26 protein-coding genes and 1 tRNA gene are annotated in these 26,916 nt (G+C 63.4%); 12 read left to right on the top strand and 15 right to left on the bottom strand.

The annotated features are described in order from the left end of the window. Nucleotides 1-53: 53 nt before the first annotated feature. Nucleotides 54-1,253 (bottom strand): amino acid aminotransferase, encoded by a 1,200-nt coding sequence (locus tag P9220_RS12610; protein WP_309765153.1) that lies wholly within the window; start codon nt 1,251-1,253, stop codon nt 54-56. 417 nt (nt 1,254-1,670) lie between these two features. Here P9220_RS12610 and uvrB point away from each other — a divergent pair, with 417 nt between their 5' ends. The 6 genes from uvrB to P9220_RS12580 all read left to right on the top strand — a co-directional run bounded on the left by uvrB (nt 1,671) and on the right by P9220_RS12580 (nt 7,735). Further along, nucleotides 1,671-3,767: an excinuclease ABC subunit UvrB gene (uvrB, locus tag P9220_RS12605; protein WP_309765152.1), complete on the top strand. Its 2,097-nt coding sequence runs from the start codon at nt 1,671-1,673 to the stop codon at nt 3,765-3,767. Between the two features lie 265 nt (nt 3,768-4,032). Next, nucleotides 4,033-4,578: an iron transporter gene (locus P9220_RS12600; RefSeq protein WP_404980411.1), complete on the top strand. Its 546-nt coding sequence runs from the start codon at nt 4,033-4,035 to the stop codon at nt 4,576-4,578. Between the two features lie 53 nt (nt 4,579-4,631). Continuing rightward, nucleotides 4,632-4,976, top strand: a complete 345-nt coding sequence (locus tag P9220_RS12595) for a cupredoxin domain-containing protein (RefSeq protein ID WP_309765151.1) — start codon at nt 4,632-4,634, stop codon at nt 4,974-4,976. Between the two features lie 63 nt (nt 4,977-5,039). Beyond that, a complete protein-coding gene (locus P9220_RS12590) occupies nt 5,040-5,891 on the top strand; it encodes an FTR1 family protein (RefSeq protein ID WP_309765150.1) in 852 nt (283 codons plus the stop codon). Nucleotides 5,892-5,950: 59 nt separating this feature from the next. Next, nucleotides 5,951-7,303 (top strand): 4Fe-4S binding protein, encoded by a 1,353-nt coding sequence (locus tag P9220_RS12585; RefSeq protein WP_309765149.1) that lies wholly within the window; start codon nt 5,951-5,953, stop codon nt 7,301-7,303. Between the two features lie 18 nt (nt 7,304-7,321). After that, a complete protein-coding gene (locus tag P9220_RS12580) occupies nt 7,322-7,735 on the top strand; it encodes a heme-binding protein (RefSeq protein WP_309765148.1) in 414 nt (137 codons plus the stop codon). A gap of 271 nt (nt 7,736-8,006) precedes the next feature. On the opposite strand, the gene hemP is transcribed toward P9220_RS12580, so the two are convergent. The 4 genes from hemP to P9220_RS12560 all read right to left on the bottom strand — a co-directional run bounded on the left by hemP (nt 8,007) and on the right by P9220_RS12560 (nt 10,265). Continuing rightward, nucleotides 8,007-8,240, bottom strand: coding sequence for a hemin uptake protein HemP (hemP, locus tag P9220_RS12575; RefSeq protein WP_309765147.1), 234 nt, complete (start codon nt 8,238-8,240; stop codon nt 8,007-8,009). 116 nt (nt 8,241-8,356) lie between these two features. Next, on the bottom strand, nt 8,357-8,845 hold the full coding sequence (locus P9220_RS12570) for an SRPBCC family protein (protein ID WP_035970074.1): 489 nt from the start codon (nt 8,843-8,845) through the stop codon (nt 8,357-8,359). A 42-nt stretch (nt 8,846-8,887) separates the two neighbouring features. Further along, on the bottom strand, nt 8,888-9,286 hold the full coding sequence (locus tag P9220_RS12565; protein WP_309765146.1) for an OsmC family protein: 399 nt from the start codon (nt 9,284-9,286) through the stop codon (nt 8,888-8,890). A 112-nt stretch (nt 9,287-9,398) separates the two neighbouring features. After that, nucleotides 9,399-10,265: a pirin family protein gene (locus tag P9220_RS12560; RefSeq protein WP_309765145.1), complete on the bottom strand. Its 867-nt coding sequence runs from the start codon at nt 10,263-10,265 to the stop codon at nt 9,399-9,401. A 162-nt stretch (nt 10,266-10,427) separates the two neighbouring features. Between P9220_RS12560 and P9220_RS12555 the strand changes: the two genes are divergently transcribed. Further along, nucleotides 10,428-11,390 (top strand): LysR family transcriptional regulator, encoded by a 963-nt coding sequence (locus P9220_RS12555; RefSeq protein ID WP_244792861.1) that lies wholly within the window; start codon nt 10,428-10,430, stop codon nt 11,388-11,390. Nucleotides 11,391-11,726: 336 nt separating this feature from the next. Here the strand turns inward: P9220_RS12555 and P9220_RS12550 are convergent, their stop codons facing one another. The 9 genes from P9220_RS12550 to P9220_RS12510 form a co-directional block, all read right to left on the bottom strand. Further along, nucleotides 11,727-12,149, bottom strand: a complete 423-nt coding sequence (locus P9220_RS12550; protein WP_309765144.1) for a biopolymer transporter ExbD — start codon at nt 12,147-12,149, stop codon at nt 11,727-11,729. Between the two features lie 12 nt (nt 12,150-12,161). Beyond that, nucleotides 12,162-12,908, bottom strand: coding sequence for a MotA/TolQ/ExbB proton channel family protein (locus P9220_RS12545; RefSeq protein ID WP_309765143.1), 747 nt, complete (start codon nt 12,906-12,908; stop codon nt 12,162-12,164). Between the two features lie 26 nt (nt 12,909-12,934). Next, nucleotides 12,935-13,663, bottom strand: a complete 729-nt coding sequence (locus tag P9220_RS12540) for an energy transducer TonB (RefSeq protein WP_309765142.1) — start codon at nt 13,661-13,663, stop codon at nt 12,935-12,937. Between the two features lie 283 nt (nt 13,664-13,946). Beyond that, on the bottom strand, nt 13,947-14,189 hold the full coding sequence (locus tag P9220_RS12535; protein ID WP_309765141.1) for a (2Fe-2S)-binding protein: 243 nt from the start codon (nt 14,187-14,189) through the stop codon (nt 13,947-13,949). Between the two features lie 175 nt (nt 14,190-14,364). Then, nucleotides 14,365-15,246 (bottom strand): glutamate racemase, encoded by an 882-nt coding sequence (murI, locus tag P9220_RS12530; protein WP_309765140.1) that lies wholly within the window; start codon nt 15,244-15,246, stop codon nt 14,365-14,367. Nucleotides 15,247-15,258: 12 nt separating this feature from the next. Then, nucleotides 15,259-15,735, bottom strand: a complete 477-nt coding sequence (gene bfr, locus P9220_RS12525; protein WP_309765139.1) for a bacterioferritin — start codon at nt 15,733-15,735, stop codon at nt 15,259-15,261. Nucleotides 15,736-15,930: 195 nt separating this feature from the next. Continuing rightward, nucleotides 15,931-17,466 carry a fumarate hydratase gene (locus tag P9220_RS12520; RefSeq protein WP_309765138.1) on the bottom strand — a complete coding sequence of 512 codons (1,536 nt, stop codon included), beginning with the start codon at nt 17,464-17,466 and terminating at the stop codon, nt 15,931-15,933. A gap of 54 nt (nt 17,467-17,520) precedes the next feature. Then, a complete protein-coding gene (locus P9220_RS12515) occupies nt 17,521-18,105 on the bottom strand; it encodes a TIGR00645 family protein (protein WP_404980413.1) in 585 nt (194 codons plus the stop codon). 167 nt (nt 18,106-18,272) lie between these two features. Beyond that, nucleotides 18,273-19,202 (bottom strand): DMT family transporter, encoded by a 930-nt coding sequence (locus P9220_RS12510; RefSeq protein ID WP_309765137.1) that lies wholly within the window; start codon nt 19,200-19,202, stop codon nt 18,273-18,275. 607 nt (nt 19,203-19,809) lie between these two features. Here P9220_RS12510 and acs point away from each other — a divergent pair. The 5 genes from acs to P9220_RS12485 all read left to right on the top strand — a co-directional run bounded on the left by acs (nt 19,810) and on the right by P9220_RS12485 (nt 26,465). Next, nucleotides 19,810-21,792: an acetate--CoA ligase gene (acs, locus tag P9220_RS12505; RefSeq protein ID WP_309765136.1), complete on the top strand. Its 1,983-nt coding sequence runs from the start codon at nt 19,810-19,812 to the stop codon at nt 21,790-21,792. Nucleotides 21,793-21,871: 79 nt separating this feature from the next. Beyond that, nucleotides 21,872-22,231, top strand: a complete 360-nt coding sequence (locus tag P9220_RS12500) for a DUF4212 domain-containing protein (protein WP_309765135.1) — start codon at nt 21,872-21,874, stop codon at nt 22,229-22,231. Beyond that, nucleotides 22,228-24,252 (top strand): sodium:solute symporter family protein, encoded by a 2,025-nt coding sequence (locus P9220_RS12495; RefSeq protein WP_309765134.1) that lies wholly within the window; start codon nt 22,228-22,230, stop codon nt 24,250-24,252. The genes P9220_RS12500 and P9220_RS12495 overlap by 4 nt, the downstream gene beginning before the upstream one ends. Nucleotides 24,253-24,295: 43 nt before the next feature. After that, nucleotides 24,296-24,385, top strand: a tRNA-Ser gene (locus P9220_RS12490). Between the two features lie 1,693 nt (nt 24,386-26,078). Then, nucleotides 26,079-26,465, top strand: coding sequence for a DUF3597 domain-containing protein (locus tag P9220_RS12485; protein WP_309765133.1), 387 nt, complete (start codon nt 26,079-26,081; stop codon nt 26,463-26,465). A 95-nt stretch (nt 26,466-26,560) separates the two neighbouring features. Here P9220_RS12485 and P9220_RS12480 read toward each other — a convergent pair whose 3' ends face one another. After that, nucleotides 26,561-26,845: a hypothetical protein gene (locus P9220_RS12480; RefSeq protein ID WP_309765132.1), complete on the bottom strand. Its 285-nt coding sequence runs from the start codon at nt 26,843-26,845 to the stop codon at nt 26,561-26,563. Between the last annotated feature and the right edge of the window lie 71 nt (nt 26,846-26,916).

Here is a 26,916-nt window from a genome sequence, read left to right as displayed (position 1 = left end):
AATGGCGTCCTTCGAACGAAGGACGCCATTCTCGTTTCTGCGGCAGACGACGCTTATCTGATGACGCTGGCGACCGCGTTTGCGACGACATCCAGATTGCGCGTGTTCAGCGCGGCGACGCAGATGCGGCCGGTGCTCACGGCGTAGATGCCGAACTCTTCGCGCAGACGGTCCACTTGCGCGGCGGTCAGGCCGGAGTACGAGAACATGCCGCGCTGGGCATCGACGAACGAAAAATCGCGATCGACGCCCGCCGCCTTCAGGCGCTCCACGAGACCGTTGCGCATCGCACGGATGCGGTCGCGCATTTCACCCAGCTCCTGTTCCCACGTCGCGCGCAGTTCGGCCGATGCCAGCACCGCCGCCACGATCGAGCCGCCATGCGTCGGCGGGTTCGAGTAGTTGGTGCGGATCACGCGCTTCAGTTGCGACAGCACGCGCGCCGATTCTTCCTTCGCCGTCGTGATGATCGACAGTGCGCCGACGCGCTCGCCATACAGCGAGAAGGACTTCGAGAACGACGACGACACGAATACGTTCAGCTCGGCCGCAGCGAAGAGACGCACGGCGGCGGCGTCGGCCTCGATGCTCTCGCCGAAACCCTGATAGGCGATGTCGAGGAACGGCACGAGGTTGCGCGCCTTCACGACTTCGACGATTTGCGCCCATTGCGCGGGGCTCAGGTCGACGCCCGTCGGGTTGTGGCAGCACGCGTGCAGCACGACGATCGTGCCCGCCGCATAGCCGTTCAGCGCGGCGAGCATGCCTTCGAAGTTCACGCCGTGGGTGGCGGCGTCATAGTACGGATAGTTGACGACTTCGAAGCCCGCGCCTTCGAACAGCGCGCGATGGTTCTCCCAACTCGGATCGCTGATCGCGACGGTCGCGTTCGGATTCAGGCGCTTCAAAAAATCCGCGCCGATCTTGAGCGCGCCCGTGCCGCCCAGCGCCTGCGCCGTGACGACGCGGCCCGCGGCGATCAGCGGCGAGTCGCGGCCGAGCAGGAGCGTCTGCACGGCGGAGTCGTAAGCAGCGATGCCGTCGATCGGCAGATAACCGCGCGGCAGCGCGGCGTCGACGCGGGCTTTTTCGGCTTCGCGCACGGCGCGCAGGAGCGGAATCTTGCCTTCTTCGTTGGTGTAGACGCCGACGCCCAGATTGACCTTGGTCGGGCGCGGGTCGGCGTTGAAGGCTTCGTTGAGGCCCAGAATCGGGTCGCGGGGGGCGAGTTCGACGGCAGAGAAAAGAGACATGATCTATCGGCAGTGAGGAAAGGACGTGCGGCAGGGAGTGCGGACGGCGAAGTTTCTCGACCGCGTCGCGCCTCGATGGCCGGAAAGCTGGCTCAGGCGCGGGCGTCGGCGGGGCGAAAGGCCGTGGAACCTCGTTTCGCGCCGCCTGGCCCAGTCGCACATTGTAGCGAATCCCGCTCCGGTTTCGTCGGCGGGCAGCGCGATTGCGCGCTTTTTACCGGCCGGCTCGCCGAAAATTGCCGCGAGCCGCCTTGCGGCGCTTGAGATCGCGCGAGCGAGCCCAATGTGCTGAACACGACGCGCGGTCACGCCGCACAGCAGGGATGCCGCGCCCGATTTCGCCCACGCCCGGGCGCTGCGCCAGTTTTGCGGCAGCCGCTAGAATAAGTGTTTGCCCCGGCGAAGACTCTCGTACCCATGTCCGATACCCTCATCGAAGCGCCCGACGCACTGGACGAGTCGAAGTTCGTCACCTTCGACGGCTCGCCGTTTCAGCTTTACCAGCCCTATCCGCCCGCCGGCGATCAGCCCGGCGCCATCGCGACGCTCGTCGAAGGCATCGAGGACGGCCTCTCGTTCCAGACGCTGCTCGGCGTCACCGGCTCCGGCAAGACCTTCACGATGGCGAACGTCATCGCGCGGATGGGCCGGCCGGCCATCGTCTTCGCGCCGAACAAGACGCTCGCCGCGCAGCTCTACGCCGAGTTCCGCGAGTTCTTCCCGCGCAACGCGGTCGAGTATTTCGTCTCGTACTACGACTATTACCAGCCGGAAGCGTACGTGCCGCAGCGCGATCTCTTCATCGAGAAGGATTCGTCGATCAACGAGCACATCGAGCAGATGCGGCTGTCGGCGACCAAGAGCCTGCTGGAGCGCCGCGACGTGGTCATCGTCGCGACGGTCTCGGCGATCTACGGTATCGGCAATCCGTCCGAATATCACAAGATGATTCTCACGCTGCGCACGGGCGACAAGTTCGGGCAGCGCGACATCATCGCGCGCCTGATCGCGATGCAGTACACGCGCAACGAAGCCGATTTTCAGCGCGGGACGTTCCGGGTGCGGGGCGACACCATCGACATCTTTCCGGCTGAGCACGCCGAAATGGCGGTGCGCGTCGAGCTGTTCGACGACGAGATTGAGTCGATGCAGCTTTTCGATCCGCTCACCGGCCGCGTGCGCCACAAGATTCCGCGCTTCACCGTCTATCCGTCGTCGCATTACGTGACGCCGCGCGACACCGTCATGCGCGCGATCGAGACGATCAAGGAAGAACTGCGCGACCGGCTCGAGTTCTTCCATAGCCAGGGCAAGCTCGTCGAGGCGCAGCGGCTGGAGCAGCGCACGCGCTTCGATCTCGAGATGCTGCAAGAGCTCGGCTTCTGCAAGGGCATCGAGAACTACTCGCGGCATTTCTCCGGCTCGGCGCCCGGCGAGCCGCCGCCGACGCTCGTCGACTATCTGCCGCCCGACGCGCTGATGTTGCTCGACGAGTCGCACGTGCTGATCGGCCAGTTGAACGGCATGTACAACGGCGACCGCGCGCGCAAGGAGAATCTTGTCGATTACGGCTTCCGCATGCCGTCCGCGCTCGACAACCGGCCGCTCAAGTTCAACGAGTTCGAGCGCAAGATGCGCCAGGCGATCTTCGTATCGGCGACGCCGGCCGACTATGAAAAAGCGAAAGCGGGGCAGGTGGCCGAGCAGCTCGTGCGTCCGACCGGCCTCGTCGATCCGGAGATCGAAGTGCGGCCCGCGCGCTCACAGGTCGACGACGTGCTCTCCGAGATCAATGCGCGCGTCGCGGCGCAGGAGCGCGTGCTCGTTACCGTGCTGACCAAGCGCATGGCCGAGCAGTTGACCGAATTCCTCGCGGACCACGGCGTGAAGGTGCGCTATCTGCACAGCGATATCGATACGGTCGAGCGCGTGGAGATCATCCGCGACTTGCGGCTCGGCACCTTCGACGTGCTCGTCGGCATCAACCTGCTGCGCGAGGGGCTGGATATTCCGGAGGTATCGCTCGTTGCGATCCTCGACGCCGACAAGGAAGGCTTCCTGCGCGCCGAGCGTTCGCTGATCCAGACCATCGGCCGGGCGGCGCGTAACGTGAACGGCAAGGCGATCCTCTACGCCGACAACATGACCGACTCGATGACACGCGCGATCGGCGAGACCGAGCGCCGGCGCGCGAAGCAGATCGCGCACAATCAGGCGATGGGCATCACGCCGCGCGGTGTCGAGAAGCGCATCAAGGACATCATCGATGGCGTCTACAGCGCCGACGATGCACGCGCCGAACTGAAGGAAGCGCAGACGCGCGCCAAGTTCGAGGACATGAGCGAGAAGCAGATCGCGAAGGAAATCAAGCGCCTCGAGAAGCAGATGATGGATCACGCGAAGAACCTGGAATTCGAGAAAGCCGCGCAGACCCGCGACCAATTGGCGCTGCTGCGGCAGCGCGTGTTCGGCGCGAACGTCGGCGATCACGTGAGCGGGCCGGGCGGAAAGTGACGCCCGGCGCGGCGTTGCGGCATCGACAGGCGGCGAACCTTCGGTTCGCCGTTTTTCTTGCTGCTTTCCTCCGCCCGAAAAGCCTTACCGCGACTGGGTTTGTAAGCCGGTTCAAATTGTTGCGCCCACCGAACGATGCTAAACTGACGAACATTGAGAATGGTTCGTATTACCGTTCACGGTAGCGGGGTAATCGGCCGTTTTGTAGCGTGGCCGCGCGGCGGCTTCGAAGCGCGGGCCGGTCCATAAAAAGAAGGAGTATCTGATGGGTTCTACGTTGATGCGCGGCCTTGTCGCCGCCGCTGGTCTCACGGCGATGATGGCGGCCTCCGCTGCCGAGTATCCGATCGGAAAGCAGCACATCGAAGGCGGCATGGAAGTGGGCGCCGTCTATCTGCAGCCGATCACGATGTCGCCGGAAGGCATGATGCGCAAGGCGTCGGATTCGGACATCCACCTCGAAGCGGACATCCACGCGGTCAAGAACAATCCGACCGGTTTCGCGGAAGGCGACTGGATGCCGTACCTCAACATCACGTACGAACTCTCGAAGGTCGGGACGACGCAGACGGTCAAGGGCGACCTGATGGCGATGGTCGCAAGCGACGGCCCGCATTACGGCGACAACGTCAAGCTCTTCGGTCCGGGCAAGTATCACCTGAAGCTGCACATCTCGCCGCCGACGGAAACCGGCCATATGGCGTTCGGTCGCCACACCGACAAGGAAACCGGCGTCGGCCCGTGGTTCAAGCCGTACACGATCGAATACGACTTCCCGTTCGCGGGCATCGGCAAGAAGGGCGGGTATTGAGTATCGAGCGCCCGCGCGCGTGAGCCGGGCGCGTTCTTCTCCAGGAAGTACGCATGAAATTCAACAGGCAGGTTGTTGCACTGGCGTTGTCCACGTTGATTGCCGGCGCGAGCGCCGGTGTCGCGCAGGCCGCCGATCTCCCGACGTTCAAGCTCGAAATGAACGACGGCAAGCTGAACCCGGCGCGCATCGAAGTGCCGGCGGGGCAGCGCATCAAGATCGAGGTGCACAACGTCGGCAAGGGCGCCGCCGAATTCGAGAGCGTGCAGTTGCGCAAGGAAAAGGTCCTTGCGCCCGGCGCGGATTCGTTCGTCGTGATCGCGCCGCTCGATCCGGGCGAGTACAAGTTCTTCGACGATTTCCACCAGACGGCGCAAGGCGTCATCGTCGCGAAGTGATGTTCCTGCCGCGCGGTGCGATCGCGCGGCGGTAGTGAAGCAGAACCGCAGGAGGTGTGCGTTATGGGGCAGGTCCTTTTCATCGTTTGGCGGGAAAGCGTCGAGGCGCTGCTGGTCGTCGGCATCCTGCATGCGTGGCTCAAGAACGGCGATCATCAGGCGCGCCGCGGCCTGCCTTACCTGTGGTTCGGCGTCGCGGCCGGGCTGCTGGCGGCGATCGCGCTCGGCGCGGCGCTTATCGGTTTCACCGAAGTGCTGTCGGGCAATGCGCAGGATTACTTCCAGACCGGCATGGTGCTGATCGCGTGCGTGCTGATCGTCCAGATGGTGCTGTGGATGAAGCGGCACGGCCGCACGCTCAAGCGCGACATGGAAACGTCGCTGAAAAGGACCACGCAGGACGGGCACTGGTGGGGCATCGCGCTGCTGGTCGCGCTTGCGATCGCGCGTGAAGGCAGCGAAACGGCCGTGTTCCTGTATGGCGTCGGCTTCGGGCAGTCGGGTCACGTGCCGGCGTCGCAGTACGTGGCGATCGTCATCGGCTTCGGGCTCGCGCTGCTCACGTTCTACGTGCTCCAGCTCGGCGGCAAGGTCTTCTCGTGGCGCTCGTTCTTCCGCGTCACCGAGATCATGCTGCTGTTTCTCGCCGCCGGTCTCTTCGAAACGGGCGTCGACAAGCTGATCGACATGGAAGTGCTGCCGGTGATCGTCAATCAGGTGTGGAATACGTCCGCGCTGCTCGACGATTCCACCACCTTCGGCTCGCTCGTCGCGACGCTTACCGGTTATCGTGCGCATCCCGCCGGCATGAATCTCGTCGCTTATGCGGTGTACTGGATCGTCATCTATCTGCTGATGCGCCGCTCCAACAATCAGATGGCGCAAAAGCAGAAGGCGGCTGGCCGCCCAGCATGAGCTCCCAGATGCAATTAGGTGTGCGAGTCCCTAGCCGGCTTCAGCAAGCCGGCCAATGGATGCAACGTCACGGCAGCACGATCCGCGCAATTCAGTGGTTCGTGGTGGCCGTGTACGCTTTTCTGATTCTCGTTCCCGCCGTGATGCCGCTGCCCGACGGCTCGGCGCATCTCTGGAACAACCTCACGCTCGCGGCGCAGTTCGTGTTCTGGGGCATCTGGTGGCCGTTCGTGCTGCTGTCGATGGTGATGCTCGGCCGCGTGTGGTGCGGCGTGCTGTGTCCCGAAGGCGCGCTGACGGAGTTCGCGAGCCGTTTCGGGCGCGGCCGCGCCATTCCGCGCTGGATGCGCTGGGGCGGCTGGCCTTTCGTCGCGTTCGGCCTCACGACAATCTACGGCCAGATGGTCAGCGTCTACCAGTATCCGAAGGCCGTGCTGCTCGTGCTCGGCGGATCGACGGTTGCGGCCATGGTCATCGGCGCGCTGTACGGCCGCGAGAAGCGCGTGTGGTGCAAGTATTTGTGCCCGGTGAACGGCGTGTTCTCGCTGCTTTCGCGCCTGGCGCCGTTTCACTACAAGGTCGACGAAGACGCCTGGCGGCGCTCGTACACGAAGGGCGAGCACGGGCATCGCGTGATTCCGATCAACTGCGCGCCGCTCGTGCCGCTGCGCAACATGAAGGGCGCCGCCGACTGCCACATGTGCGGACGATGCAGCGGTCACCGCGACGCTATTGCGCTGTCGTGGCGCTCGCCCGCCGAGGAAGTCGTGAATCTCGGCGACAGGGCGGCGAATCCCTGGGATACCGCGCTCATTCTCTATGGGCTGCTGGGCATCGCCATCGGGGCTTTTCACTGGACCGTGAGCACGTGGTTCGTCGATCTGAAGCAGTTCTGCGCGGGCTGGCTGATCGACCACAACATTCTCTGGCCGCTCGAAGCGAACGCGCCGTGGTTCCTGTTCACGAACTATCCGGAGCAGAACGACGTCTTTTCGTGGCTCGACGGCACGCTGGTCATCGGTTATATCGTCGCGACGGGGCTCGTCTACGGCACGGCGCTGCTCGCGCTTCTCGCCGGTGGCGCGCGCATGCTCGGCGGGGGCAGCGCGAAGCGGCTGCATCATCTGGCGCTCGCGCTGATTCCGATTGCGGGCGTCGGCGTGTTTCTCGGCCTTTCCGCGACGACCGTCTCGCTGCTGCGCGCGGAGCACGTGCCGCTGTGGTGGGTCACGGGCTTGCGCCTCGGGCTGCTCGGCATCGCGAATGTATGGAGCGCGTGGCTCGCCTGGCGCGTGACCGGCCGCTATGCCGCGGCGACTGTTCCCCGCTTCGCTGCAATGTTATGGTTCGTGGCAGCGCTGGCCGTTGCGGACAGCGCGTGGTATTTGATGTTCTGGGGCTTTTCACGCTAACCGGACCGCGAGTGCGCCATGAGAACGAAACCCGTACTGACCGACGATGATGTCACCGCCATGGCCGCCGCCGCCGAGGCTTTCGCGAAACAGCATCAGTGGAACGTGACGATCGCCATCGTCGATGAAGGCGGGCATCTGCTGCATCTGCACCGGCTGGACGGGGCGGGCGCGAGCACGGTCGAGATGGCGACGGGCAAGGCGCGGACCGCCGTCCTCGGCCGCCGCGAGACGAAAGCCTACGAGGACACGATCAAGCAAGGCCGCACCGCGTTCCTGTCCGCACCGATGACCGCGATGCTCGAAGGCGGCGTGCCGATTTTCGTCGGCGCGGATATCGTCGGGGCGGTGGGGGTATCGGGCGTGAAGTCGGATCAGGATGCGCAGATCGCGCGCGCGGGTATCGCCGCGCTGGGGATCGAGAGCGCCTGAGGAGAGCGCCTGAGCAGAACGTGTCAGGCGTTCATCGCCAAAGGAAACGGCACGCTTTCATCAGGAAAGCGTGCCGTTTTTTTTTCCGCATGAAGAATGCGGGCACATCCGGCAGGAACCAAAAAAACGGCTTCGCTGGCTATCGACGACTGGCTGGTGTTTGCACGAAGGGGTCTAAATTCTCGCGTGCAAGTCGTCCTTGCTGGCTAAGGCCAAACACCTCCTGGCGAGGTGGTCCCCACAATACACGGTACGTACAGCGTTCCTTGCGCTACTTCGTCAGGATGAGTTTCCCCAGACGCGTCGCGCGCAACTGATAAGTCTCCCCGTTATGCATGATGGCGATGTGACTGCGCCCCTGCAGCAGCGTATCGCTGCGCAGCGACCGCTCGGCGTTCGCATCAGCTGCAGGAGCGGGGGTCGCCGCCTTCAGGCGGGTAATGGCCGCGTCGCGAACAGCCGGACGGCGCAGCCTGAGCGTGGAGGATCGCAGCGTGTCGGTCATGTCGGTGAGAGAGTGCGTTCGTTGATTCGATGGATCTATAGTAAATGATAACGATTCCTATTTGCAAGCAGACTTTCCGATGGAAGCGCGACTTTCGATAGCCGCGCTTCATGTGCTCAGTGCAGCGGGCTTTCGCCGGTGCGGCCGTGTGCGTACTGGCGAATCAGCCGAACGGTATCGATATCCGACTCGCGATACGCCGACTTGACGATCTCCTGCGTCTGTCGTTCATCAGGCGTCGGATGGTCGTTCTCCGGCAGCGTCGTGCTGTAGGTGAAGCGCAAGAAGAGCTGAAGCGCATCCGGCTGTTCGATGGCCATAGTCAGCGAGCCGCCGACGTGCTCCGCAGTCGGCAGGATGTCGTAGCGCACGCTGTCGTTCGGATAGAGCGTCACGCGGTCTCGCACGACGGCCTGCCCGTAATGCAGTTCGCGCTCCATGACGTCGCCGTCGCGCGAAAGGATGGCGCAGCTATCGAGGCCCAGCACGAACAACTGCGGCTGCTCGGCGCGCAGCACGAGGCCTTCCCACAACTGCTCGCGCGTCAGGGATGCGACGAGCGGGTTGTGCGGATCGTTGATCTGGATCAGGTGTTCAAAATTCAAGACGACGTTTCCTTGGACGTTCGTGATGCCGATGGCAGGCCGTCAGACTTCGGCTAGTTCAGACTCGATGTGGATCGCGCCAGAGAGGACCTTGTGCATCGGGCACGCGTTGGCGATTTGCAATAGCCGTTCCCGCTGCTCGGTGTCGAGCGCGCCCGCAACGGTGATTCGACGGTCGATGACCGTGCCGCCGTCCGTGCTTTTCATCGACAGCGCCACCTCTACGGAATCGAGCGCCCAGCCTTTGCGCTTCGCGTACATCTTCAGCGTGATCGAGGTGCACGCGCCCAGGCTCGACAGCAGCAGCGCAGCCGGCTGCGGTGCCGAGTCCGCGCCGCCGAGGCTGGCCGGTTCATCGGCGTGCCAGGTGTGCGTGCCGTCTTCGAGACGCGTTCGATATTCAGCCTCGCCGATGACGGCGGTCACGACAGGAGCGGACATGCGCTTTTCCTCGAGAAGGGAACGGACGCGCCGGACAAAAAGAAACGGCGCGGGACGAACGGTCATTGTGACGCAATGTGCCCGTTCGTGCCGCGCCGTTTTGCGCTTTCGATCAGTGCGTGATGGCGCCCATCCGGCCGGACTGATAGTCGATCACCGCCTGACGAATCTCCTCTTCCGTGTTCATCACGAACGGACCGTAACGCACGACCGGCTCCTTCAGCGGGACGCCGCCGAGCAAGAGCAGTTCGACGGGCTCGTCGCCGGCGGCGAGGGTGATCGTGTCGGCGTCGTCGCGGAAAATGACCATCTGTTGCGCGCGGACCGGTTGCGCTTGCGGGCCGTGCAGCGCGGTGCCCGACAGCGCATACGCGAACACGCGGAAGTCGCGCGGCACGCGATGCTCGATCTTCGCGCCCGGCTGCAGCGAAAAGTGCTGGTACAGGATGGGCGTGCGCGTTTCGATGGCAGCTCGGACGCCGAGCGCTTCGCCGGCGATGACCTTCACCTGCACCTTGCCGTCTTCGCTCGTGGCCACCGGAATGCGTTCCGACGGAATCTCCTGATACTGCGGCGGGATCATCTTGTCACGCTGCGGCAGGTTCACCCACAGTTGCACGCCGTGAACGCGCCCGCCGCGCTGGGTGAACGCTTCGCCCGGCATCTCGCTGTGCACGACGCCCGCGCCCGCCGTCATCCATTGAACATCGCCGGGGCGCAGCGTGCCGGAATGCCCGGCGGAGTCCTTGTGGCCGAATTCGCCCTCGAGCATGTACGTCACGGTTTCGAAGCCGCGATGCGGATGATCGGGCGCGCCCTTCGCTTCGCCGGGCGCGTAGTCGACCGGACCCATTTCGTCGAGCAGCAGGAACGGGTCGAAGTCCATCAAAAGGCGGGTCGGAAACGGGCGATGCACGACGAACCCGCCGCCTTCAACGGTGCGGGTCGCGGGAATGATGCTGGAAATGGTGCGGCTCATGGTGTTCTGGCCTCGCGTCGCCAATAGGGGAATGGCGCTAAATTTGGAACGATGGAGCTATTATATGGCCCGTATTTGGCGGTAAAAGACGCTGCGGCGCAATGCATTGTCCTGCTGCGATAAACAACGGCCTTGGCCGACGACAGAAACCGACTACCGAAAATGAAAGCCGATTCGCACGACCTCAACGATCTGATGTACTTCTCTCACGTGGTCGAGCACGGCGGATTTTCCGCAGCCGAACGCGTGCTGGGCATATCGAAGTCGCGGCTGTCACGGCGCGTGTCGGAACTGGAGGCGTCGCTCGGGGTGCGGCTCTTGCAGCGGTCCACGCGCAAGCTCGCGCTCACCGAGGCGGGCCAGCTCTTCTACCAGCATTGTCAGGCGATGCTCGCCGAGGCGCAGGCGGCCGTCAACGTCGTGCAGAGCCTGCGCGATTCGCCGCGCGGCACGGTGCGCGTGAGCGTGCCCGTGACCATCGCGCAGACGTTTCTTGCCTCGGTCATGCCCGATTTCATGCATCGCTATCCCGAGGTTCGCGTGGTGCTGCGCGTGACGAACCGCGTCGTCGATCTCTTCGAGGACGCGATCGATGTCGCGTTGCGCGTGCGGTCCGAGGCGCCCGCGAGTTCGAATGTCGTGGCGCGTCCGCTGTGGCGCACGCAGCAGATGCTGGTCGCCGCGCCGTCGCTCCTGAAGCCGAACGCGCCGCCGATGACCGTCGCGGACCTCGCGCAATACGACACGCTCGACATGCCGTCGTCGGACGGCCGGCATGTGTATCGCCTGATCGCGCCCGATGGCACGCGTCACGAGTACGAGCACGAGCCGCGTCTCGTCACTGCCGACCTGTCGATGATCCGCGAAGCCGTGATGCGCGGCGTCGGCATCGCGGCCTTGCCGGAGATGATGTACGGCGCGCCGCTGCGAAGCGGCCAGTTGTCGCCGGTGATGCCGGGCTGGACGTTTCCGTCGCCGCAGCTCTACGCGGTCTTTTTGTCGCGGCAGGGCATGGTGCCGGCCATTCGCGCGTTCGTCGATTTTCTCGTCGAGTCGATCGATGACGGCAGACGCTTTCCCGGAGAATGTCCTGTCATCGAGCGGCCTGAACAGGAAACGGTTTGATCGCCGGGGCGCGCTGCATCGTCTGTGACATTGAAGCGCGCGCTTGCGATGGACATATTCAATCGGCCGAAATCTTGTCCGGCGAAAATGCCGGCGTTATATTGGGGTTCCTTTCGCTAAGGAGCTTCTTATGCGAAAACTGACGGCTACTCTGATAGTTAGTCTGATAGGGCTGATCGCGCTGTCCGTGTCCAACACGGCTGCCGCATGCGGCGATTCCGCGGGTTCAGGTTATTCGAGCCCCAAGTAATCGCCTCGCCCGAATGCGCCGAGCGCGCAATAAAAAAGGCCTTCGTCCGACGATGAAGGCCTTTTTCTTTCTGCTCGCGACGCCGCTTACTTGCCGCCTTTCGGCTCCGTCACGAAACCGATCTTCGTCAGACCGCCTGCCTGGGCGGCCGACATCAGGTCGGCAACACGCTCGTACGGCACCTTGCGATCCGCACGCAAGTGAATTTCCGGCTGCGGCGTCTGCTGCGACGCCTGTGCGATGCGCGCGTTGAGCGTCGCGTCATCGATCTTCTGGTCGTCCCAGAGGATGGCGCCGTCTGCCTGAATCGCGACGTTCACGTGCGAAGGCTTCTCGTCCTGCGGCTGGCTGCTTGCGTGCGGCAGGTCGATCTTCACCGCGTGATGCATCGCGGGAATCGTCACCAGGAAGATGATCAGCAGAACGAGCATGACGTCGACGAGCGGCGTCATGTTGATTTCGCTCATCATGCCGTCGTCTTCATCGCCGGCGAATGGGCTCATGGCCATGAGAACCTCCGCTTAGCTGGCGCGCGTCGCGAGACGCAGGCTGTCGGCCTGGCCGTTCCCGGCGGGCTTGCGCGACGAGAGCTTCGCACCGGTGACGAAGAACGCGTGCAGGCCGTGCGCGAAGCGATTCAGCTTGTTCACGATGCTCTTGTTCGCGCGGGTCAGCGCGTTGTAGCCGAGCACCGCCGGAATCGCGACGAAGAGGCCGAACGCGGTCATGATGAGCGACTCGCCAACCGGCCCCGCCACCTGATCGATGGACGTCTGGCCCGTCGCGCCGATGGTCAGCAGCGCGTGATAAATCCCCCACACCGTGCCGAAGAGGCCGACGAACGGCGACGTACTGCCGATGGACGCGAGAATCGCCAGGCCCGATTGCATGCGGCCGACGCCTTCGTCCATCACGTCCTTGAGGCAGCGCGTGATCCAGTCGGACACGTCCATGCGGTCATGCAGGTGCGGCTGCGTCTGATGGTGATGCTCGGCCGCTTCCTGACCGGCGAGCGCAAGCGCGAGAAACGGGTTGTCGGCCGGGCTCGACGACTGGCCGCCGAGCTTCTTGATGCCGTCGTTGAAGTCGTCGGAGTGCCAGAAGGCCGTCTCGGCGTTTTTCGTCAGTCGCTTCAGGCGCACGACATTCCACGCCTTCACGACGATCACCGTCCACGAAAGCACCGACATGATGACGAGCGCGAGCGCAATGCCGCGCGTCACGAAATCGCCTTGCGCCCACACGTGCGCAATTCCGTAGTTTTGCATTTCCAGTTCCTGTATCTAAAAAAACGTCAGTCGTTCAAGCTGAAAACGAAGGGCACCGTCGCGGTCGCGCGGATCGCCTCGCCGTTTTCCTTATAGGGCGTGCACGCGCTCGAGCGGACGGCGTCGAGCGCGGCGTCGTCGAGGCGCGAGGAGCCGCTGCTCTTCTGCAGTTTCACGTCTTCGATCTTGCCCGAAAGTCCGACCGTCAGCCTGACCATTGCCGTGCCCGTTTCGCCGCGGCGGCGGGACATCGCCGGATAGTCGGGCTGCGCGATATTGCACGAAAGATGCGCCACGTTCTTCGGCGCGGCGAGATCCATCGTCGGCTTGCCGATTGCAGGGGCGGCCGGCGGCGGCGCGGGTTGCGGCGGGGCGGGCGGCGTGGGTTCAGGCGCGGGCGCGGCGATCTGCGACGGCGCTTCCGTCACCGGCATCGGCGTGGGCTTCGGCTCGACCTTGGGCTTCACCTTCGGCTTGGGCTGCGGCTTAGGCACGGGCTTCGGCGGCTGCGGCGTCGGCGGGGATTCGACCGCGACCGGCTGCGGCGCGGGCTGCGGCGTCTCGCTGATCAACTGCGCGGTGATCGCTTTCGATTCGATGATACGCGGCGGCGGCTCGTGGCGCATCGTCAGCGCGACGCCGAGGAGCGCGGCATGAATCGCCAGCACGAAGGCGCACGCCGCCATCACGCGCGGATTGACGTTCGAAGCAGGCGACCGCTGGAAAGCGGCGGGGGAAGTGATCGGGGACTGCATTCTTATGCGCTGCTGGCCTGACTGCGGATTGCGCTGTCATTCGGGACGAAGAAGGCGCGCGAGGCGCGAAGAGAGCCGAACGACATCATGTGCGAAAAATAACCAGGGAAATAAACAGGGTGGCCACGAAACCAATCAGCAATTCCATCTTTCCCTCCTCGGGACAAGCGTTGCATGGCTGGCTGATGACCTGTGGAACCAAGGTACCTGGCTTGCGGGAAAACGATCATGCGACGGAACAGCGCGCTCAGCGCTCCGTCGCCCGGCAGTACGGCGGAATACCTTACGCAGCCTTGCGTTCGTAGAACGTCAACGGCACGGCCTGCGGACGCTCGCGCTCGACGACCCCGCAGTGCGACGCGCAGACGCCGCTTTGGGCCATGACATCGCGAACGCTTTCTTCGCATTTGCCGCAGCACATGGCGACGCCGAGCTCGAACTGCAGTTCGTCGAAGGAGTCGATCCCCTCGGCGATGGCGGCGCGGATCTTCCGGTCAGACACTGATTTGCAGACACACACGATCATGATCGTTCGCGATAGCTTTCGTTAATGCGAATTATTATCATTCAGTATGCGAGGCTTTGCAAGCGAGGGTCGGTGTTTTTTGTAACACGTCGCAGAAGTGAGCGGGGTTGTTGCCGGCGGCGTTGTCCTGCGGGCGGAAGCGGCTCGCGCGGAAGCGCTCGCCGCAAGGAACTGCTCAGACGAGCTGCGCCGGGACCGATGGGATGACCACGTGCTCGACGCTGGCATCGAGTTGGAGGAGCGATGCGGCGAGTTGCCGCTGGGATTCGCCGTCCGCCGTCGAGCAGAAGCGCGGCAGGCGTTCGAGCGATGCGTCGCGGTTTGTCAGCGCGTTCGCATTCAGCAGGCGTTCGAGCTGGCGCGCGACGGCCACGCTCGTATCGATGATCTGCAGCCGCTCGCCCGCGATCTCGCGAATGGCCCGGTCGAGAAAGGGATAGTGCGTGCAACCGAGCACGAGCGTATCGGCGTCGGCATCGAGCATCGGCTTCAGATAACTTTCGAGCAGCGCCATGAGTTCCGGCGACGACGTGTCGCAGCGTTCCACCGCCTGCACCAGCCCGTGCCCCGGCTGGCAGATGAAGCGGCAATCGCCGGCATAGCGATCGAGGAGCAACTGGAAGCGCGCGCTCCTTAGCGTCACCTGCGTCGCCAGCACGCCGACGACGCGCGTCTTCGACGCCGCCGCCGCCGGCTTCACCCCAGGCTCCACGCCGACGAGCGGAATCGCGAGCCGCTCCCGCACGAAGGCGATGGATTGCGCCGTCGCCGTATTGCACGCGACGACGAGCGCCTTCGCCCCTTGCATGACGAGCCATTCGCCGATGGCCATCGTGCGGGCGGTGATGAACGTGTCGTCGCGCTCGCCGTAGGGCGCATGCAGCGAATCGGCGACGTAAATCAGCCGCTCGTGCGGCAAGACGGCACGCACTGCGCGCAGGACGGAAAGCCCGCCTAAGCCGGAGTCGAAAATGCCGACCGGCGCGCTCGTGTCAGGCACGGCGCGCACGTTCGGCGCAGCGATGGTTGAAGCGGACGGCACAGCGACAACGGACATTGCGATTGCGGATTACTCGTGGTCGCCCATCATGGTTTGGTGGTAATTCTGGATGCCGACCTTGTCGATCAGATCCAGTTGCGTTTCCAGCCAGTCGATGTGCTCTTCGGTGTCGTTCAGGATCTTGTCGAAGATGTCGCGCGAGACGTAATCGCGCACGGATTCGCAATACGCCATGGCTTCCTTGCATGTGGACTGCGAAATCTGCTCGAGCTTCAGGTCGCATTCGAGGATTTCCTTCGTTTCCTCGCCGATCAGCAGTTTGTGCAGGTCTTGCAGATTAGGCAGGCCGTCGAGCATGAAGACGCGCTGAATGAGCCAGTCGGCGTGCTTCATCTCGCCGATGGATTCGTCGTACTCATGCTTGTTCAGCTTCTCCAGGCCCCAGTGCTTATACATCCGCGCGTGCAGGAAGTACTGGTTAATCGCCGTCAGCTCGTTTTTGAGCTGCGCGTTCAGGTATTCGATGACTTTTGCGTCGCCTTGCATGATTGTTCCTTGTTCGAAAGCTCGGGGCATTTGAAGAAAGATAATCCTTGAGCGTGTTTCTGCCAAGGATGGGAAGAAATTTTTTCTTCCAGATAAAACTGAGAATGAATCTCTTTAGCGGTCGCGGCTGCGTTCAAAGAAAAAGCCGGGCGCGATGCCCGGCTATTTCTTTCACGGGTGCGCGAAGACTCGCGCTCAGACCGTGGCAACCGGAATCTTGCCGATCTTCGCCTGCCATTCGGCGGGGCCGGTCTTGTGGACCGACGTGCCGCTCGAATCGACGGCTACCGTTACCGGCATGTCCTTCACGTCGAACTCATAGATCGCTTCCATGCCGAGGTCTTCGAACGCGAGCACCTTCGCTTCGCGGATCGCCTTCGACACGAGATACGCCGCGCCGCCGACCGCCATCAGATACGCGGCCTTGTGCTTCTTGATCGCCTCGATCGCGACCGGACCGCGCTCGGCCTTGCCGATCATCGAGATAAGGCCGGTTTGCGCGAGCATCGTCTCGGTGAACTTGTCCATGCGCGTGGCCGTGGTCGGACCGGCGGGGCCAACGGCTTCGTCGCGCACCGGATCGACCGGGCCGACGTAGTAGATCACGCGGTTCGTGAAATCGACCGGCAGCTTTTCGCCCTTCGCCAGCATGTCCGCGATGCGCTTGTGCGCGGCGTCGCGGCCCGTCAGCATCTTGCCCGACAGCAGCAGCGTCTGGCCGGGCTTCCACGAAGCGACTTCTTCCGGCGTCAGCGTGTTCAGATCGACGCGCTTGCTCGTCTCCGTGTTCGGCGCCCACGTGACCTTCGGCCAGGCGTCGAGCGAGGGCGCTTCGAGCTTCGCGACGCCTGAACCGTCGAGCGTGAAGTGCGCGTGGCGCGTCGCTGCGCAGTTCGGGATGATCGCGATGGGCTTGCTCGCCGCGTGCGTCGGCGCGGCCATGATCTTGACATCCAGCACCGTCGACAGGCCGCCGAGCCCTTGCGCGCCGATGCCGAGCGCGTTCACTTTCTCGTGCAACTCGACGCGCAATTCCTCGATCCAGTCCTGCGGGCCGCGCGCGATGATGTCCTGAATATCGATCGGGTCCATCAGCGATTCCTTCGCCATGACCATCGCTTTCTCCGCCGTCCCGCCGATGCCGATGCCGAGCATTCCAGGCGGGCACCAGCCTGCGCCCATCGTCGGGACCGTCTTGAGCACCCAGTCGACGATCGAATCGGACGGGTTCAGCATCGCGAACTTCGACTTGTTTTCGGAGCCGCCGCCCTTGGCCGCGACCTGCACGTCGACCTTGTCGCCCGGCACGATCTCGTAGTGGATGACAGCCGGCGTGTTGTCCTTCGTGTTCTTGCGCGCGCCTTCGGGCGGGCTCACGATCGATGCGCGCAGCACGTTGTCCGGGTTCAGGTAACCGCGGCGCACGCCTTCGTTGATCATGTCGGTGACGGACATCGTCGCACTGCCGTTTTCGCTTCCCCAGCGCACGTCCATGCCGACCTTCACGAACACCGTCACGATGCCGGTGTCCTGGCAGATCGGCCGCTTGCCTTCCGCGCACATGCGGCTGTTGGTCAGGATCTGCGCGATGGCGTCCTTCGCCGCGGCGCTTTCCTCGCGCTCATAGGCGCGGCCGAGCGCCTGAATGTAGTCGAGCGGATGGTAATAGCTGATGTACTGCAGGGAATCCGCGATGCTCTGGATCAGGTCTTCTTGCTTGATGACGGTCATGGCTTGTGCTCTGGGGACGTGAATCTTGCTGTGAGCGTTCGAATGACGCTCTGGTCAATCCAGCGCACCGCGCGCGGCGGTCTCGCTGTGGAAATGCTTCGGATGCGTGTGCGTGGTGAGCCGGTCGACGTACGCCATGATCAGCGCGGACACGAGGAAGGCGACGTGGATGATCACTTGCCACAACACCGTATGAAAGCTGTGCTGATCCGGGTTGATGAACGTTTTCAGCAGATGGATCGACGAGATGCTGATGAGCGCCATCGACAGCTTCACTTTCAGCACGCCGGCGTTGACGTGATCGAGCCACTCGGGCTCGTCCGGATGCCCTTCGACGCCAAGCCGCGACACGAAGGTCTCGTACCCGCCGACGATCACCATGATCAGCAGGTTCGAGATCATCACCACGTCGATGAGGCCGAGCACGACGAGCATGATGTTGGTCTCATCCAGCGTCATCGCGTGCGTGACGAGATGCCAGACTTCCTTCAGGAACAGCACGACATAAACGGCTTGCGCGACGATCAGCCCGAGATACAGCGGCACCTGAAGCCAGCGGCTCATGAAGATGATTCTCGGCAGCGCCTTCATCGTGCCGGATTGAACGGGCGAATCTGGAATGTGCTTGGGAGCGGACATGGGCGGCTTGTCGGGTCGGGCGGTCGGCGAAGAGGGATGGCTGAAATCGATTGAAACGATGCGCGTGCAACCGGAACGCGCGTCGGACGCAAGGGCCGCGTCACAAAGCCCGACATTGTAGCGCGTCGGCGGGTAATGCCGCCGTCATCGCTATCGATGCCGCCGCTTCAGACGCCGCCTTCGTGGCTTTCGCGCGAACTGCGCGGCCGGCGGCGGAGGCTCGCCAGCACGATGCCTGCCATCACGCAGGCGAGGGCCGCGCCGTGGGCGAGCGTCGGCCGTTCGCCGAGAAACGCGATGCCATAGAGCGCCGCCGCGACGGGCAGCACGGCCGAGAATACGCCGGCGAGACTGCCGGGCACATGGCGGATGCCCTTCATCCACAGCCAGAAGGAGAAGACGCTGGCCGACAGCGCGTACCAGCCGACGAGCGCCCAGGTGATCCAGTCGACGCCGCTCCAGTCGAACGCGAGTGCGGACGGCAGACCGAGCGGGAGCATCAGCAGAAAGCCGAAGCCGTGCGTGTACGCGCAGATGTCGATGGCGGGCAACGTCTGCGTGAGCCGCCGCGAGAGAATCACATAAAGCGATTCGCAGCAGACCGCGCCGACGACCATCAGGTTGCCCGCGAGCGAACCGGCGGCGGCCGCGCTCGTATCGGCGCCTGCATGAGCGCCGCCGCTTTGCGCCACGTTGACGATGACCACGCCGACGACCGCCAGCGCGATGGAAACGAACGCGCGTCCGCCCGGCCGCTCCTTCAGAAAGATCCATGCGAAGAGCGCGACGACCGCAGGCATCGTGCTCGTGATGACGCCGGCTGCGACGGCGCTCGTAAGCGCGACGCCGTTGAGCATCAGCAGCGTGAAGCCGAACGTGCCGAACAGGGCTTGCAGAAAGAGGTTGATCCACTCGGCGCGGCCTACCTGCTTCATCTTCGAGAGACGAAAGAGCGGCCACAGCACCGCGAGCGCGATCACGAAGCGAAGCAGCGCGAAAAGCGGCACGGGCACGCTTGCGACGATCGACTTGCCGATGCCGACGTTGCTCCCGACGAGCAGCATCGACGCGATGAGATAGAGGGCGTAGCGATTCACGCTTTGATTTCCGCGATGCGTGGCGAACAAGCCCGCGACGAGTTCAGTTACGATTGTGGGGAGGCATTGTAGAAGCCGCGCCGACTCCGTGTATACCCCGTGCCGACAAGGGCGCTCGCGTAAGAAGCGGGTAAGTTGCGCGGCATATCTTCGAACCAGTGCGGGATGATATCGGAGGGCAAGCTCGAACGTTCGAGTGAGGCGAAAGGGAGGCGTCGACGCGCCTGCTTTCGTCTACGGCTCTGGATGGGACACGAGCAGGCGCTTAAGCGCTAACTCGTGTCGACAGCTTTGCATGGGACACGAGTAGGCGCTAAAGCGCTAACTCGTGTCGACAGCTTTGCATGGGACACGAGTAAGCGCTCAAGCGCTAACTCGTGTCGACAGCTTTGCATCGGACACGAGCAGGCGCTCAAGCGCTAACTCGTGTCGACAGCTTTGCATGGGACACGAGCAGGCGCTCAAGCGCTAACTCGTGTCGACAGGAGACAAGGTTCGGCTGTATGCGCGAGCGGCTGCTTCCCGCCGAACCTCATAACATGCGGCGCGCGACGCTTCACACAAGGCGCGCCGGCGGTTCTTGGAATCATCATCAGAGGGGTTGTCGATGTCTGCGATCGAATCGGTTCTTCAGGAAAAACGCGTGTTCCCGCCGTCAGCCAAGGCATCGTCCGGGGCGGCGATATCGGGCATGGACGCCTACAAGGCGCTCGTCGCCGAAGCCGAACGCGATTACGAAGGCTTCTGGGCGCGGCTCGCGCGCGAAACGCTCTCGTGGCACAAGCCCTTCACGAACGTGCTCGACGAATCCAACGCGCCGTTCTACACGTGGTTCGCCGACGGCGAGCTCAACGCGTCGTACAACTGCCTCGACCGTCACGTCGAAGCGGGGCGCGGCAACGAAAACGCGATCATCTTCGAAGCCGACGACGGCGCCGTCACCAACGTCACCTATCAGGACCTCCTCGAGCGCGTGTGCCGCCTCGCCAACGCGCTCAGGAAGCGCGGCGTGAAGAAGGGCGACCGGGTCGTGATCTATCTGCCGATGTCCGTGGAAGGCGTCGTCGCGATGCAGGCGTGCGTGCGTATCGGCGCGACGCATTCGGTCGTGTTCGGCGGCTTCTCGTCGAAGTCGCTGAACGAGCGTCTCGTCGATGTCGGCGCAGTCGCGCTCATCACCGCCGACGAACAGATGCGCGGCGGCAAGGCGTTGCCGCTCAAGAGCATCGCCGACGAAGCGCTCGCCGCCGGCGGCTGCGACGCGGTGAAGGATGTCATCGTGTATCGGCGCACGGGCGGTAATGTCGCGTGGAACGAAGGGCGCGACGTGTGGCTGCATGAAATCGTCGAGAACGAAGCGGCCCAGTGCGAGCCCGAGTGGGTCGGCGCGGAGCATCCGCTTTTCATTCTGTACACCTCGGGTTCGACGGGCAAGCCGAAGGGCGTGCAGCACAGCACGGCGGGCATCCTGCTGTGGGCCGCGCAGACCATGAAGTGGACCTTCGACATGAAGCCCGGCGACATCTTCTGGTGTACCGCGGATATCGGCTGGATCACGGGACACAGCTATATCGCGTACGGGCCGCTGGCAATCGGCGCGACGCAGGTCATGTTCGAAGGCGTGCCGACGTATCCGAACGCCGGCCGCTTCTGGGAGATGATCCAGCGTCACAAGGTCACGATCTTCTATACCGCGCCGACCGCGATCCGCTCGCTCATCAAGGTATCGGAAGCCGACGCGAAGGTGCACCCGAAAAGCTACGACCTGTCGACGCTGCGTATCCTCGGCACGGTCGGCGAGCCGATCAATCCGGAAGCGTGGATGTGGTATCACGAGAACGTCGGCGGGGGACAATGCCCGATCGTCGATACGTGGTGGCAAACCGAAACGGGCGGCCACATGATCACGCCGCTGCCGGGCGCGACGCCGCTCGTGCCGGGTTCGTGCACCTTGCCGCTGCCGGGCATCATGGCCGCGATCGTCGATGAAACCGGCCAGGACGTGCCGAACGGGCAGGGCGGCATTCTCGTCGTGAAGCGCCCGTGGCCGTCCATGCTGCGCAACGTCTGGGGCGACCCGAAGCGGTATCAGACGAGCTACTTCCCCGAGGAACTCGGCGGCAAGCTGTATCTTGCCGGCGACGGCGCGGTGCGCGACAAGGAGACCGGCTACTTCACGATCATGGGCCGCATCGACGACGTGCTGAACGTCTCCGGGCACCGCCTCGGCACGATGGAGATCGAGTCGGCGCTGGTCGCGAATCCTATCGTGGCGGAAGCGGCGGTCGTCGGCCGTCCCGACGATACGACGGGCGAGGCGGTCGTCGCGTTCGTCGTGCTGAAGCGTGCGCGTCCCGAGGGCGATGAAGCGAAGCAGATCGCCACCGAACTGCGCAACTGGGTCGGCAAGGAAATCGGGCCGATTGCGAAGCCGAAGGACATTCGCTTCGGCGAGAACCTGCCGAAGACGCGCTCGGGCAAGATCATGCGGCGTCTGTTGCGCTCTCTCGCGAAGGGCGAGGAAATCACGCAGGATGTATCCACGCTGGAGAATCCGGCGATCCTCGACCAGCTCGGCGAGGCGCGCTAAGCCGCCTTATTCGGCCGCCGCCTGACTGGCGGCGGTCGATCCCGATTGCCGGCGTGACGCGGTTTTGGTAAATAACCGCATGACCACGCCTCATGCCGAAACCCTCAATCCGACATTCGCTACGCCGCCTCCGGTGCCGGCGGCGACGGCGCGCGCCCATCGCGCTTACTGGCGTTTCAACGTCGCGCTGATCGCGGTGCTGATGACGGTCGGCTTCGTGGTCTCGTTCGGCGTGCCGCTTTTTGCGCAGCGGCTTCAGCACGTCCGCATCGCGGGCTTTCCGCTGCCGTTCTATTTCGGCGCACAAGGCGCGATCCTCGTCTACGTGACGCTGATCGTCGTGTATATCGTGCTGATGCAGATCGCCGATGCGCGTCTCTCGCGCGCCGTCGCCGAAGCAGTCGTCGCCGATTCACCGCCGGACGATCCGGCGCGATGAAGCTCACGAATCGCCTCATTCTAACGTACGCGCTGTACACGCTCGGCTTCCTGCTGTTCATCTTCGTGATGGAGCGCATCGAGCGCGTGGCGGGGGCGGGCATGTGGGTCGGCTATGTCTTTCTCTTCGTGCCGATCGCCGTCTATGCCGTGATCGGCCTGCTGTCGCGCACCTCCGATCTCGTCGAGTACTACGTCGCGGGAAGACGCGTGCCGTCCGCGTTCAACGGCATGGCGACGGCGGCGGACTGGCTGTCGGCGGCGTCGTTCATCGGCCTCGCCGGATCCATCTACGCCAGCGGCTACGACGGACTTGCCTACGTGATGGGCTGGACCGGCGGCTATTGCCTCGTCGCGTTCCTGCTCGCGCCTTATGTGCGCAAGCTCGCGCGCTACACGATTCCCGATTTTCTCGGCACGCGCTTTTCGAGCAACCTCGTGCGCGGACTGGCCGCCCTCGCGGCGATTCTCTGCTCCTTCGTGTATCTGGTCGCGCAGATTCAGGGCATCGGGCTGATCGCGTCGCGCTTCATCGGCATCGAGTTTTCCATCGGCATCTTCTGCGGGCTGGCAGGCATTCTCGTGTGTTCGTTTCTTGGCGGCATGCGCGCGGTGACGTGGACGCAGGTCGCGCAGTACATCATCCTGATCAGTGCGATTCTGATTCCCGTATCGATGATCGGCCATCGCGACGGGCTCGGCTGGTTCCCGCAACTCAGCTATGGTCGCGTGCTGGAGCGTGTCGAAACGCTCGAACGCGAACTGGCGGCGTCGCCCGACGAAGCTCGCGTGCGCGCCGAATATGGGCGCCAGGCGGCGCGCGTGCAGCAGCGCATCGATGCGTTGCCGCGTTCGTATTTCGACGAGCACGCGCGTCTCGTCGATGAGATCGCCGAACTGCGCCGGCGCAACGGCCCGCTGCGCGAGATCAACGAGCGCGAGCGGGAACTGGCGTCGTTTCCCCGCGATCCCGCCGACGCGCAGGCGCGATGGTCCCGCGAACGCGATGCGCTGAGCGCGCGCGTCGCCGCCCCGGTGCCGATGACCGACGCGTTCGCCCGCACGTCCACCGACGATCAAAGCCCGCAGGCGCATCGACTGAACTTTCTGGCGCTGATCCTTTGTCTGTCGATCGGCACGGCGAGCCTGCCGCACATTCTCACGCGCTATAACACGACGACCTCGGTGGCGTCGGCGCGGCGGTCGGTCGGCTGGACGCTGTTTTTCGTGGCGTTGTTCTATCTGACGGTGCCGGTGCTCGCGGTGCTCATCAAGCACGAGATTCTGACGGGACTCGTCGGCCATCGATTCGCGGACTTGCCGCAGTGGGTGACGCAGTGGCGGCGCGTCGAACCGTATCTGATCCGTATCAGCGACGTGAACGGCGACGGCATCGTGCGATGGGCCGCCATTCAGATGCAGCCGGACATGGTGGTGCTGGCGGCGCCGGAAATTGCGGGGCTGCCGTATGTGATCTCGGGATTGATTGCGGCGGGCGCGCTGGCGGCGGCGCTTTCGACGGCGGATGGCCTGCTGCTCACGATCGCCAATGCGCTCTCGCACGACGTGTATTACTGCATGGTCGATCGCCGCGCGACGAGTCAGCGGCGCGTCACCATTTCGAAGATTCTGTTGCTCGGCGTCGCGCTGCTGGCGTCGTATGTGGCGTCGCTCAATGCGGGCAATATCCTGTTTCTCGTGGGCGCGGCGTTCTCGCTGGCCGCGTCGGGACTGTTTCCGGCGCTCGTGCTGGGCGTGTTCTGGAAGCGAACGACGCAGCGAGGGGTCGTCGCGGGGATGATCGCGGGGCTGGTGGTATGCGTGTACTACATCGTGTCGACGTATCCATTCTTTACTCATCTGACGGGCTTCGACGGGCCGCGCTGGCTGGGGATCGAGCCGATCGGATCGGGCGTGTTCGGCGTGCCGGCCGGATTCGCGGTGGCGATCGCGGTGAGTCTGTTCGATCGCAAGCCCGATGAATACACGCGCGCACTGGTCGATTACATTCGTCACCCTTAGGGGCTAGGCGGGCGGCGCGAAGTTGGTATAATCGCTGTCTTCCGGAGAGATGGATGAGCGGTTTAAGTCGCACGCCTGGAAAGCGTGTATAGGGTAAAACCTATCGGGGGTTCGAATCCCCCTCTCTCCGCCAGCAATTTTCTTAATCCCGCACAGTCGATGACTTGCGGGATTTTTTGTTTTGCCGGTCCGTATTCGTCCATGCCGGGCTCGATCTTATCGGTCGCTTCCGCTTCATGCGTCACGCTGCTTGCCGTTGCCGCGTCGACTATCGATGTATGGCTTCTTCGTGTTCGCAGCGCTTAGCCGTTCCGGCCATTGCCCTGACTCCTGATAGCACTGCATCGGTTCGGGCGTAATCCACCTTAGGAAGTTAGGATGACGAATGATCTAGAGCGAGCCGACGCACACGACTTCCGCCTGTGAGGGCGATGCTGCTCCCGGGCACCTGGGCAGGGCGCGGCTACCGTCACATGTTGTGAAAAGAACCGTGTATTCCTGTCACCGTCGCAATTCCGATTGAGACTTGGATGTCGGCACGCGCTGAGGCGTCGCGACGCAATCATCTGCTACTGATTGCTACTCAGCCTTTGCTGGCAATACGCTTTTAGGGCTTCTCCGATAGCGAGAGGACCAGCAGGTGCGATCCAATTTCCGTCATGCATCCATCCACTAATTGATAAGGAAGCGAAAAGGATGAAGGAGACAAGCGCGACGAGAAAGATCGTCCGCCTATGGGACGAAACAGCGTTCAATCGTCCGAGCATACACGCCGCATGTTCAGCCAGACATGCGGCGTTTTCAGCGGTTATGCATGAACGCCTTTTTGCGCTCATGAAAGTGCGTCGCACCCGCCGCGACATGGCGATACACATCGACACGGATCGTGGGCGAGGGTAGCGTCGTTCCGTAATAGGACGCTATACCTCACGGAACCCGTGCGCGCGCACCGGCCGACTGGACGACTGGACGACTGGACGACTGGACGACTGGACGACTGGACGACTGGACGACTGGAAAGCGCTCGGCGCCAACGGTACGTCCTCGCGCCCCGATTGAGCACTCGATCCAGCCCTAGCTTTCGCGCTCGCAGCCGACCCATCACGTTGCTACAAGATCGCTGGTGCGTTCCTCTTTCGATTAATCGTTTGCCGAGCAGTTCGGCGATGCCACACGCTGACTTATAACGGACCATTTTTCTATGCGAGCCATACCTCCTGCACCGACCACCACAAAGGCCCAGCAGCGTGCGGTCGCCAGACGGCTCTTGCGGGGCGACATCACGATGCAGGACGCCGCCCTCGAGCGCGGCGTCAGTCCTGTACAGGTGCGCCATTGGCTCAAGGAGCTGGGCTACTGGGAGCAGTACGATGCACTTCGAAAAGTGCTCAGCGATTTGCGACGAAAGCGAGCCCGGCAGGCAAGGAAAGCGATGCGGCAGATGCCGTAGACCAGCGGCGGACGCGTTTTGATGCTGCGCTGTCTGTTCTGTGAAGGGTGCGCGTCCACATCGCGTGCGGTAGGCGACCGCGTGCTTCTGAATACGCGCAGCCAAGAGCAGGGTGCAGTGTCGCCTGACGCTTTGCAGACCGTCGCTTGTGGCGATCGGTCTCGTTGATCCTAACGCTTCGTCCGACGACCGCACACTCGCACCCAGGACAAGATGTTGTACTAACCGAAACGCTGGAATAATTCGTCACAATCTCGCTCGAATTGTCTACAAGAGTCAACTGATCCGCGGTGCGCGCGTTGAGCCGCGGCAGGCTCGCCGCATACCAGCGCCGAGCCGCATACCGCAGCATTTCAATTCGAACAAGGACACAAAGATGAGTATCTTCGGTGACATCGTGGGCAAGATCTTCCACAGAGCAAAGCCCGAGCAGCCCGCACCCGTCGTGGAGCCGGATCCGACGCCCGCACCCGTCGTCGAGGCCACTTCGCCGCAGGCGCTGACGGATATCGACGTCGCAGCCGTGATGGACCAGCTCGCGAGCGAGAGCAGCCAGACGCTCAACTGGCGCGTGTCGATCGTCGACCTGATGAAGCTGTTGCAAGTCGACAGCAGTCTCGATCACCGCAAGCAGCTCGCGACTGAACTGCATTACAGCGGCGACATGAACGACTCCGCATCGATGAACATCTGGTTGCACAAGCAGTTGATGCGGGCGCTCGCAGCCAACGGCGGCAAGCTGCCGGCCGATCTGATCGGCTAAGCGCTCGACGGACAAACGAAAGCCCGCGACGGGCGAATCAGCCAGTCGCGGGCTTCTGCTATTTCTGCTAGACGCAGGTGAGCGCGAACTCGAGCCTACTTCGTTCGCGACCGCGCGAATGCAGCAATCGGGTCGTCTGCGAATGCAGCGATCGGATCGGACGCGAACGGAGAACTGGACGCTTTGGATTTGCTGTGATCATGCGGCGCGTCGGTGGTTTGCGAGACGGATACGTGCGCATTACCGCGAGTCGTGGCCTGTGGCTTCGCAACATCTTTACCGTTCACCCACTCTTCGGTGTACTTGGCAAAGGCCGGGCCGGCGATCACCGTCGCCGCAACAGAAATCATGAAAAGTCGGAAGGCGTTACGTACGGGCATGAAGTATTTTTGTCGTTGTCGAAATGCAAAAGGGCTGCTGCGCGAGCCGGCGCACGTCGCGGCTTCGGTCG

The organism is Caballeronia sp. LZ016, from assembly GCF_031450805.1.
GTDB lineage: Bacteria > Pseudomonadota > Gammaproteobacteria > Burkholderiales > Burkholderiaceae > Caballeronia.
Note: the sequence above shows the minus strand (reverse complement) of the source record. Positions and strands in the feature narration are given on the sequence as shown.